Origin of the sequence: Aquitalea sp. LB_tupeE (assembly GCF_013391415.1) — a bacterium.
Lineage (GTDB): Bacteria > Pseudomonadota > Gammaproteobacteria > Burkholderiales > Chromobacteriaceae > Aquitalea.
In genome coordinates this window covers 37,458-46,439 of sequence record NZ_JACAXB010000014.1, presented here as the reverse complement: position 1 = coordinate 46,439, position 8,982 = coordinate 37,458, and the positions used below count along the sequence as shown (strand labels likewise).

The 8,982-nt window shown below is 59.1% G+C and carries 5 protein-coding genes; 4 read left to right on the top strand and 1 reads right to left on the bottom strand.

Features of this window, described 5'->3' with window-relative positions:
• Positions 1-128 precede the first annotated feature (128 nt).
• The 4 genes from HWX34_RS07175 to HWX34_RS07160 all read left to right on the top strand — a co-directional run bounded on the left by HWX34_RS07175 (position 129) and on the right by HWX34_RS07160 (position 7,793).
• Positions 129-1,757, top strand: coding sequence for a mechanosensitive ion channel domain-containing protein (locus HWX34_RS07175; protein WP_218645098.1), 1,629 nt, complete (start codon positions 129-131; stop codon positions 1,755-1,757).
• A gap of 178 nt (positions 1,758-1,935) precedes the next feature.
• Positions 1,936-3,126, top strand: a complete 1,191-nt coding sequence (locus HWX34_RS07170) for an EAL domain-containing protein (protein WP_178971604.1) — start codon at positions 1,936-1,938, stop codon at positions 3,124-3,126.
• Positions 3,127-3,165: 39 nt separating this feature from the next.
• On the top strand, positions 3,166-3,912 hold the full coding sequence (locus tag HWX34_RS07165; RefSeq protein ID WP_178971603.1) for a response regulator: 747 nt from the start codon (positions 3,166-3,168) through the stop codon (positions 3,910-3,912).
• Between the two features lie 26 nt (positions 3,913-3,938).
• Entirely contained in the window at positions 3,939-7,793 is a 3,855-nt protein-coding gene (locus tag HWX34_RS07160; RefSeq protein ID WP_178971602.1) for an ATP-binding protein, read from the top strand.
• A 3-nt stretch (positions 7,794-7,796) separates the two neighbouring features.
• Here the strand turns inward: HWX34_RS07160 and gcvA are convergent, their stop codons facing one another.
• Positions 7,797-8,714: a transcriptional regulator GcvA gene (gene gcvA, locus HWX34_RS07155; RefSeq protein WP_178971601.1), complete on the bottom strand. Its 918-nt coding sequence runs from the start codon at positions 8,712-8,714 to the stop codon at positions 7,797-7,799.
• Between the last annotated feature and the right edge of the window lie 268 nt (positions 8,715-8,982).

Sequence of the window (8,982 nt, the reverse complement as noted above, 5' to 3'; positions counted from 1 at the left end):
GTATGCGTGCATACTCTCTGCTGTCATTCTCCACGATTGCATCGGCATGGCCGGTGATGACACGCTCCCCTTACCCGGCACCGCCAAACCGCTATGATTAAGGCCAGTCCATGCTTGGAGGATGCATTGTGTCTAGCCTGTTGCTGCGCGTGTTTGTCTTGTGCAGCTTGCTGCTGAGCCATCCACTGATGGCCGCTGAGCCGCGTCTGTCGCCCGATGCCTGGGAGCAGCAGCGAACCCTGGTTTTGGCCGGGCAACCGGTTTATCTGTTTCTGGGCAAGGAAGGGGAGCTGACTGCACCACAGCGCGTGGTGCGTGTGGAAGCGCGGATGCGTGGCCTGGAGTCGGCAGATGCTGCGTTTCCTGTATTGGCCACACCGTATGGTAGCGGTACAAATACCGCCTACCGGATATCCGTGAACGGCAAGCCGCTGTTCAATATCGTTGCTGATGATCTGGATCCGGCTGACGGCTTGAGCTTGAAGCAATCCGCCACCAATGCGGTGGAGCGGCTCAATCAATTACGGCTTCACTATCTGCAGGAGCATTCCTCCCAGGCGCTAAGCATCGCGGCTGGCTATGGTATTGCGGGAACGGTGGTGTTTGTTGGCATGCTCTATCTGACGCTGCGTCTGCGTCGTCATGCCTTGCGGCGCTTGCCCTTGCACCCGGATAAGCTCCCCGGCTGGATTCGGGGGCGGCTTGGCTTACGCAGTATGGTGTTGCGGGCCGAAGGCGGCATCATCAATCTGACCACCGCGCTTTGCATGCTGTTCCTGAGCTATTTGTGGCTGACCTGGTTGCTGGCCCGTTTTCCTTACACCTTGCCATGGAGCCGGCGTCTGGGCGCATTTCTGTGGGAGCTGGTGAGTGCATTGCTCAATAACACAGCTTCGGCGATTCCGGGTTTGCTCACGGTCGCGCTGATTTTTCTGTTTACCCGTTTATTGTCCCGTGGCTTGCGCCTGGTGTTTGGCATGGTCGAAAGTGGCCAGTTACGCTTTCCCGGCCTGCATCCCGAAACGGCGGGGGCCACGCGTCGCCTGCTGGGTGTGGTGCTGTGGTTGTTTGCACTGACCATTGCCTACCCTTATTTTCCGGGTGCCGATTCCGATGCATTCAAGGGGATGAGTGTGTTTTTCGGCTTGCTGGTGACACTGGGCTCGGCGGGTATCATGAATCATGCAATGAGCGGCCTGGTCCTGGTGTATTCCCGAGCCTTGCGTGCCGGAGATTATGTACGTATCGGTGATGTGGAAGGTTATGTGACCGAGCTGAGTGCCTTGTCCACCAAGGTGATGACGCGACAGGACCATGAGGTCACGCTGCCTAACGCCGTTGTGGTGGGCGGCAAGGTGGAAAACTACAGCCGGCCAAGCCAGGGGCGCGGGCTAGCCTTGACCACGATGGTGTCGATTGGTTACGACACCCCATGGCGGCAAGTGCAGGCCATGCTGGAGTTGGCAGCGCACCGCACGCCGACCGTGGATGCAAAACAGCCCATTCTGGTACGTCAGCTGAAGCTGCAGGATTTTTATGTCGAGTACGAGCTGCAGGTGAGTATCCTGCCGGACACCCTGCCAGTGGACCTGTTTACCGCGCTACACGGGCATATACAGGATGTGTTCAATGAGTTTGGCGTACAGATCATGTCCCCGCATTTCCGCGCCCAGCCCGCGCAGGCGGTGATCGTACCGCCACAGCACTGGTATGCCGCTCCGGCGACACCGCCCGAACAGCAGCAAGATGTGCGCTGAGTGAAGGCAGAATGGCAGATTTTCCTAGTAATGACTTTAATTTCATTCTGCTTTTATCAAGTATCGGCCGGGTAATGCTTGCTCCGGAGTGATGTGGGCTGCTATACCAATAGCGTAAACGACCGCATTGCTACCGGCCATGAAATCCGGTGGACATTGCATTCCTGAGGAGTCCGCAATGCCGCCACCCCTGAGATTGTTGATCCTGGAAGACCAGGTCATCCTGCGCAAGCTGATTTCCCGCCAGACCGGCTTCTTCAGTCGGCAAGCCACGACGATAGACGAATTCAGTAACCCAGCCGAAGCGCTGCGCAGTGCAGCGGAAAACAGCTACGACCTGATCATCACCGATATCGGCATTCCCGGCATGAGCGGGATCGACTTCATCAAAAACCTGACGGCCATTGGTTGTCGGGCATCCTTGCTTATCATTTCCGGTTACGACAGTCGCATTCTGCATGCCATAACCAGCATGGCGCGCGGCCAGGGCATACCCAGTGTGAATTTCCTGCGCAAGCCATACAGCATCGACCAGTTCCTGCATCAGCTCAATGCGGTTTTTTCCGACATGGAGCAGCTTTCTGGCAGCGCCCCGCTCGATTCGCAGCAGTTGTGGCATGAGTGTGCGGCGGCCCCCCTGGCGCTGGAGTTTCGCCCTGTGCTGGACGGCGAGCAGCGCCAGCTCCGGGCCATGCAGGTAGCCAGCTTGCAATTGCCAAGTGGCCTGCTGCCACTGGATGCCGGTTTTTACCGACAGCTGACCAGCAATCCGCAGCTGCCGGTGCTGATTCTGGAAATGGTGATGGAGCGGCTGGTGCAGGTTCTGGTTGGTATTCCCCATTCGCTGCGTCAACACATACCGTTCTTGCTGCATCTGGATGCCAGTTGTCTGGCGCATGACAACCTGTTCGATCGCTATGCTGCCTTGTTGCGCCAGCACGGGCTGGTGCCAGGACAAATCGGATTTCTGCTGGCCGATGGCTTGCAGGCCCACCACTCTCCGGTATGCTATGAGAATATTGCCAAGCTGAAATACTTTGGTTTCCATTTGCTGGCAGAGCAATTGGGCGAGGGGAGTCTCACGGTGTGCAATCTGCTTGGCCTGCCGCTGGACGGCGTGCGTGTTACCGCGTCCACGCTGCAGCAGTGGCCGCAACGGCAACAAAGCCTGCTTGCCTTGTTGCAGTGCTGTGGATTGACCACCGCGCAACTGACCATGACGCAGCTGGACAACGAGGCCGATCTGGCGGTGATCAGCGAATTATCCGGCTGCAATGTCAGCGGCGAGCACATTGCCCTGCAGCTGGGCGTGGGGGAGCTATCCTCTTATCTTGAACAACAACAGACTGCTGGCACCTTGCAGGAATAGACCGGCAGCAATGATGTCATGACGTGCAAGGGGTAAATCATGTCGATTGAGCTGGAAAAGCTGAAAATACTGGTGGTGGACGATCAGTCGCTGGTCCGCACACTGGTCAGCCAGTCACTGCAAACGATGGGAATCCGTGCGGAGCATATTTCGCAAGCGCCGGATGGCAGCACTGCCATGCGCACGCTGGACATGCGCATGGTGGACCTGGTGCTGTGCGATGTGGAAATGAAGCCGATGAACGGGCTGGACCTGCTCAAGGAACTGCGCTGTGGCCATACGGCCAATGCATCCAACCTGCCCTTCATCATCTTGTCTGGCCATGCCGATCGCAGCAATGTCACGGTGGCGGTCAAATTGCATGCAGACGGCTTTGTCGTGAAGCCGCCAAAACCCGCAGATGTGGAAAAAGCGATTACCCAGGCCCTGAAGCGGGCACGGCCTGAGGTGGACCCGTTCAGCTATTACAGTGTTGACACCGGAACCGACTACGACAAAAAGGTGTTCCGTCGTCTGTTCGAGCCGCGCGCAGAAGATTTGCCTGCCGTGCAGGGGGAAGTCGTGACGATACACAGTGCCAAGCCCGGTTCGATACTGGCGGCGGACCTGCGCAGCAAGAGCGGGCATTTGTTGCTGCCGCAGGGTGCAAGTATCTCTGCCAACCAACTGGCAGTATTGCGTAATTTCAGCGACCGTTACGGCGTGCACCAGCTGGAAATAGAGATGCCTGACCAAACGCCGGTTGCGGATGCCGCGGCTACCGAACCGTCCGGTCAGCAAGGCTAGGCCTTTGCGCCGGCAAGGGGGGATGGATGGCCAGAATCAACAACAAGACCAGCCAGACGCTGTCCATCGGCAGAGCCGTCATTGCCATAGTCGTCTTGCTGGGCATTTTCCAGATTGGCTGGGTCACCCGCTTGCTGGAGGCATCCTGGCAGCATTATCAGCAGGCGGTGGAGCTGGCCGACGTCCATCAAATCAGCAGCAAGTTTTACACCGCGGCCGATCTGCTGCGGCGTGAAGCCATTCTTGGCCGTGGCTTGCTGTACCGCGACACGCCTCCCTATCCGAGCGAACGCAGCGCACTTGACCTGCTGCGCATGCAGGCGGACAACTGGATGAAGCAGGCGCTGGAGGCCGGTGAGCGCGATATTGTGGCTGAACAGCGTGCCAGATTGGCCGATGTCACATTGCAGCTAGAGAGTTTTCGCAGCTTGCGGCCGGAAGTCGACATGCGGATCGGCCCGGCCTGGGGGCCGGATGAAACGCTGGGCTATGGTGTGGAACTGTCGTCACGTCATTTGCAGGACGCCATCAATGACGTGCTGATCGGCATGAACGGGCAGATGAAATGGCATGCACCGCCCGGCTTGTACATCATGATGGATATCGCCCAGGACAGCTGGAATATCGGCCATGTCCTGCGCACCACCGCCTCTGCCCTGTTGTTGCGCAGCGAGCGCGATGCGCCGCTGAGTGAGACCGAAGAAGGCGACCTGCAATCCCGGCTGGACTTGAGCAACCTGATGTTGCAACAGCTACGTGCCGATGTGGCGCATACCCAGGATCAGGCCTTGCAGTCCAGCTTGCGGCGGGTATCGGATGCCGCCTTGCAGCTGCACATGCTCAACAAGCAGCAACTGGCTGCCATGCAGGCGCACCAGAGCATAGCCGGCATGCAGCCCGACATGCAGCAACTGCTGGCACGGGTACAGCAGGAAAGCTGGAACCTGTTTGTACAGACTAATCGGCAGAGTGCCGCCCAGATCCAGCTGGCGCTCGAAGACTACCGCCGACAGCTGATTCACGATGCGGTGCTGGGCCTGGCCATTCTGGCTCTGGGGCTGGTTTTGCTGTACAGCATGACCAAGCGGGTGCTCAAGCCGCTGAACCGCTTGCAGCGCATGCTGGATGCCGCGGGCGATGCCATCATGACCATCAACCAGCATGGTACGGTGCTGTCGGCCAATGCCGGTGCGCAGCGACTGTTCGATAACGGCAGGGATGAGCTGGAAGGGCGGCAGATCAGCCAGCTGCTGCGTCTGCCAAGTGAACTGGGTGATACCTTGCACCGGGTGACCGAGCTGGGTAGCCAGACCTTGCAAGGCGAAGGCATCAAACTCAACCAGGAGCTATTTTTTGCAGGCATCACGGTCAGTCTTTTTCGCAGCACGGACACCCACAAGGAGTTCATGCTGATTGTGCGTGATGAACATCAGCGCCGCATTGCCGAGCACTCCCTGGAACATAACCTGAGCATGCTGTCCGCCATTTCCCAGGTGGAAAACCTCATGCTCAGTCGCTGGCCGCGCAAGCAGGTGCTCGACCGCCTGCTGGAAGAGTTCATTCGCTTTAGCAGTGCCGAGCAGGGCTTCATGCTGGTGCTGGCAGAGTTCCCGGACGACAGGTTCGAGATTCACTTGCAGGCCGGTAACTGGCCGGACTCCCTGCCGCCACTGGAAACCGTGGCGCATGAACCGGAACCGCTGACCTGGTTGTTGCAACGCCTGGCCGAGATGCCGCCCTGGATTACCCTGCCGGTCTCCATGGATGACGATGTGTCGGCACTGATATGCCTGCTGAAACCCGACCTGGCCTTACTGGGCAAAGGCATTCAGCCCTTGGTGGGGGCTTATGCCAATATCTTGGGCTTCTTTGATGAAGAAGACCGGCGCAAGCTGTCCGAATCCCAGCTGCGCTCGGTCTTGCAAGAAGAAGAGGCGATCTATTCCGCCTCACCCATCGGCCTGTTGCGGTTGAACGAGCAAATGCAGATCGTACGCGCCAACCGCATGGCAGAAGACATTTTTGGGCGTGGTGGCAGCAGCCTGCCCGGCATGCACCTGATGGAGCTGCTGGCCTCTGACCAAAGCTGGTTCGACCTGACCAGCCAGCTCAACAACATGGTGCAGTATCAGAGCAAACTGCGCTGCGAACTTGAATGTGTCGATGCCGAAGGCCGCCCTATCTGGGTGCTGTTTGAAGGCATGCTGCTGTTTCCCGATCGTCCGCGTGAAGGCACCATCCTGGCCTGCCTGGACATTACCGAGAGCAAGCTGGCCGAGTTTGAACTGCGCATGGCGCGTGATCAGGCCAATGCGGCCAACCGTGCCAAGAGTTCTTTCCTGGCCACCATGAGCCACGAAATCCGTACCCCGATGAATGGCGTGCTGGGCATGCTGGAGCTGTTGGCCATGACCCCGCTCAATGCCGAGCAGAAGGACAGTGTGGACACCATCCAGGAGTCCGCCCGCACCTTGTTGCGGCTGATTGATGACATTCTGGATTTCTCCAAGATCGAAGCGGACAAGCTGGAAGTGGTGCTCACCCCCACCGCGGTCAAACCGCTGCTGGAACAGGTGCGCACGCTGTATGCCGAAACCGCGGCGGCCAAGGGCCTGCAATTGAAGCTGGAAGTGGATGAACGCCTGGCACCAGCACTATTGCTCGATCCCTTGCGCCTGCGCCAGATCCTGCAGAACTTCGTCAGCAATGCTGTCAAGTTCACCGCCAACGGCGGCATCACCCTGCACGTGGAAGTGCTGGAGCAGGAGTTTTCCGCCCAGACCCTGCGCTTTGACATCATCGACACCGGGATAGGCATTTCGCCGGACAACCTGGCCCGGCTGTTCGAGCCCTTTACCCAGGCCGAATCCGATACCAGTCGCCGCTTTGGCGGAACCGGGCTGGGTCTGGCCATCTGCCGGCGTCTAGCCGGGCTGATGGGTGGTCATGTGGAACTCGACAGCCAGCCGGGCCAGGGGACGCGTGCGTCCTTGCTGCTGGTGGCCAACATCGTCGATAGCCAGGAGCTGGCTGCCGGCGAGCTGGATGACGATGCCACCCGCACCACCCTCGCAGCCGCACCGGAAACCGAGGACGGCGCGCATGGCCAGTACCTGCCCATCCTGTTTGCCGAGGACAATCCCACCAACCGCAAACTCACCTTGCGCCAACTGGAAAAGCTGGGCTATACCGCCGAATGTGCGGAAGACGGTGCCCAGGCCTACGCCATGTGGCAGGCCGGCCATTACAGCCTGCTGTTGACCGACTGCCACATGCCGGTGACCGATGGTTATGAACTGGCGCGGCTGATCCGGGCTTACGAAGCCGAGCACCCCGAGCGCGGCCGGCTGCCCATTATTGCCTGTACCGCCAATGCCGGTCAGGAAGAACTCAACAAGACCAGCGCGGCTGGGATGGATGATTTCCTGACCAAACCACTGGCGATCAATATTTTGTCAGCCATGCTGCAAAAGTGGCTGCACAACGCAGCGGAGAGTGTGATGGAGCCTAGCAACGTAACGTCTTCTGTCGGCATGACTTGTCCGGTAGACCGGTCTGTGCTGGAGGTCTATAGCGATGGTGACATGGCGGTGGAGCTGGAAATACTGCATGACTTTGCCCAGGCCAATCAGGAAGACATGGACGCCTTGCGCCAGGCGGTGAAGGCCGCCAGTGCCGATCAGCTGGCGTGGGCGGCGCACCGTATCAAGGGTGCCAGCCGCATGGTGGGGGCCAATGATATGGGGCATGCGGCCGAGGCGGTGGAGAAAGCCGCCAAGGCTGGCCAGGTAGAGCAGGCCATCAGCCTGGTGGCTGGGCTGGAGCAGTTGCTGGCAGTGTTCGAGAGCTGGTTGCAACAGCAGGACACCGCCAGCGTTTGATGGCTACATGCTGCGGCTGATTGCCTCGCTGCGCTCCAGCGTGGCAATCAGCCAGTCGCGGAAGGCACGAATCTTGGGTTGCTGTGCCATCTCGTGCGAATACATCAGGTAATACGCCCACTCGGTTTCCAGCACGGTATCAAACGGAATCACCAGCCGTCCGCGCTGGATGTCATCGTTCACCATTGAAACCTGCGCCAGCGTCACGCCCATGCCTGCCGCCGCCGCATGCAGTGCATATTCCAGTGCATCAAAGGTCACGCCGCTTTCCGGGTTGATGTTGCTCACCCCGGCCAGTTTCAGCCAGCGGTCCCATACATCCTGATCCCGCCAGGGGTGCAGCAGGGTGTGGTATTGCAAATCTTCCGGGGTGCGCAGCGGATGGGGGCCTACCAGCAAGGCGGGCGAACAGACCGGAACCAGCTTTTCGCGGCAGATACACTCGATGCGCATGTCGGTATACACCTCGGGGCGCGGCATGCCGATGATAGCCAGGTCGTATTCGGCCCGGTTGAACGGCTTGTCGTGAATCAGCTGGGTAATCAGGTGCAGGGTGTATTCCGGGTAGCGGCTCTGGAAGTCCGGCAGGTTGGGTAGCACCCAGCGCATGGCAGGCGTGGGCGGAATGCGTACCCGCAGGCCGCTTTGCCGTAGTCGCAGCATTTCACTGGCCTCATGCAGCAGCTGGAAGGCGTCGCGTGCCGGCTTGACCAGGGCTTCTCCCTCGGCGGTCAGCGCCAGGCCGCGTGCCTGACGGATGAACAGGCTGGTGCCATAAAACTCCTCCAGTGTCTGGACGTGGCGGCTGACTGCGCCTTGCGTCAGGTGCAGGGCGTTCGCTGCGCGGGTAAAGGACAGGTGTTCGGCGGCGGCAACAAACACCCGCAAGGCATTCAAGGGAGGCAGTTTCATCAGATTCATGCTGTTTATTCATGGCTGGCATGATTATAACTGCTTTGTCACATCAACAGGGGCTGGTTATCCTTGTGGCTAGCTTGTTGATCTGTCAGGGCAAAGTACAGATTATTTGATGTGAAGCATTTTATTTCAGCAAGCCGGCTATCCCGGCTTGTTTGTGCGACTGATGTGTTGTTTGCATGGCTGATATGCCCGGACACCGCCATCAGGTGCGCGGTCGGTTTTTCTGCGGCAAGCAGCCAGCTTGCCGGTAATCACGCTTTCCACCATC